General features: G+C 72.0%; 1 protein-coding gene and 1 pseudogene. Both read right to left on the bottom strand.

Annotated features, from left to right (window positions below):
- Window positions 1-1,446, bottom strand: a 1,446-nt coding sequence (locus J5F18_RS16965; protein WP_346299712.1) for an efflux RND transporter permease subunit, incomplete at its 3' end; no start/stop codon positions are given.
- Window positions 1,443-1,763, bottom strand: a pseudogene (locus tag J5F18_RS16960) (efflux RND transporter periplasmic adaptor subunit); the annotation flags it as partial. The gene J5F18_RS16965 and the pseudogene J5F18_RS16960, both read right to left, overlap by 4 nt.

The following is a 1,763-nucleotide window of genomic DNA, read 5'->3' as shown; positions in this document are numbered from 1 at the left end:
GGCGGGCAGGATGAACAGCGCCTCGAGCCAGGAGGCCAAAAACACCGTGATCACCACCAGCGGCACCACGGCGAAGATCATGCCCAGGAAGCCGGGCAGGAACAGCAGCGGCAGGAAGGCGACGATGTTGGAGAGGATGGCGAAGCTGATCGGCACCGCCATCTCCCGGGCGCCGCGCACCGCGGCCTCCCGTGGAGAGTGGCCCTGCTCGCGGTAGCTGTGGATGTTCTCCCCCACCATGATGGCGTCGTCCACCACGATGCCGAGTGCGATGATGAAGGCGAACATCGAGATCATGCTGATCGAGACGCCGAACCAGGGCAGGAACAGCAGGGCGCCGAGGAAGGCGGTGGGGATGCCCAGGGTCACCCAGAAGGCCAGCCGTGCCTCCAGGAAGAGCCCCATCAGCACCAGCACCAGGGCCAGGCCCAGGAAGGCGTTCTTGAGCAGCAGGTCGAGGCGGTCGCGGTAGGCCTCCGAGGTGTCCCGGGAGACGCCGAGGCTCAGGCCCTCGGGCAGGCCCGCCTGGAGGCGCTCGAGCTGGGCGTGCACGGCGTCGGAGATGCCGATCGGCGTCTGGTTGCCGATCTGGTAGACGTCGAGGGTCAGGCTCGGCGCGCCGTTGTAGAGCACCTCGCGGTCGGTCTCGGCGAAACCGCGCTCGACCCGGGCGATGTCGCCCAGGCGCAGCTGGCCGCCGTCGGGGGTGCCCAGTATCGGCAGCTCGGCGAACTCCCTGGCCTCGTCGCGCCGCCCCTGGTAGCGGATCAGCCACTCGCCCTCGCCGGTGCTCAGGCGCCCGCCGGCCAGGTCGAGGGCCTCGTCGCCGATGCGCCCGGCCAGCTGGCGGTGGTCGAGGCCGTGGCGCTGCATCGCCTCCTCGTCGAGCAGCACCTGGATCTCGCGCTCGCGGTTGCCGGAGAGCTCCACCCGGGAGATGCCCGCCGAGGCCTGCAGCTCGGCGCGCAGATCCTCGGCCACATCGTGGAGGAGCTGGGCGTCGACCCAGCCGTGGAGCTGCAGGCTCATCACGCTGCGCGAGCGCCCCGCCAGGCCGAAGCGCGGTGGGTCGGCGGCGGCCGGCAGGCTGGTGATGGCCCCCACCGCCTGCTGGATCTCCTGGTAGACCCGCATCACCTCCACGCCGTCCACCAGGCTCACGGAGACCCGGCCGGCGCCCTCGTTGGCGGTGGCGGACAGCTCGTCGATGCCGTCCACCCCGGCCAGTGCCGCCTCCAGGGGCAGCAGCAGGCTCTGCTCCACCTCCTCGGGGGTGGCGCCGGGGTAGCCGATGGCGACGGTGATGATCTCCAGCTCGAAGTCGGGGAAGACCTCCTTCTTGATGGTGGTGGAGGCCATCAGGCCACCGATGATCAGCAGCAGCATCAGCAGGTTGGGGGCCACCCCGTGGTGGACCATCCAGGCGATGGGGCCGCGGCGCATCATGGGGTGGCCTCCCGGGCCTGGCCGGCGGGTCGCTCGTCGGCGGCGGCTCGGGTGCGCAGGGCCATGCCCTCCCGGGGCTGGCCCAGGGGCGAGGTGATGACGCGCTCGCCCGCGGCGAGGCCCTCGGCCACCAGCACCTGGCGGTCGTCGCGATGCAGCACGCCGATGGAGCGGCGCCGCAGGCGCTGCTCCTCATCCAGCAGCCATACCTCGTCACCCGGGCGCAGCGCCGCCGCCGGCAGCACCACCAGGTCGTTGCGCTCGGCGGCGCGGAAGTCGAGGCGCACCACGTCGCCGAGGCGCAGGGCCGGGGCCCC

It is taken from the genome of Halomonas sp. BM-2019 (assembly GCF_017584085.1).
Note: the sequence above shows the minus strand (reverse complement) of the source record. Positions and strands in the feature narration are given on the sequence as shown.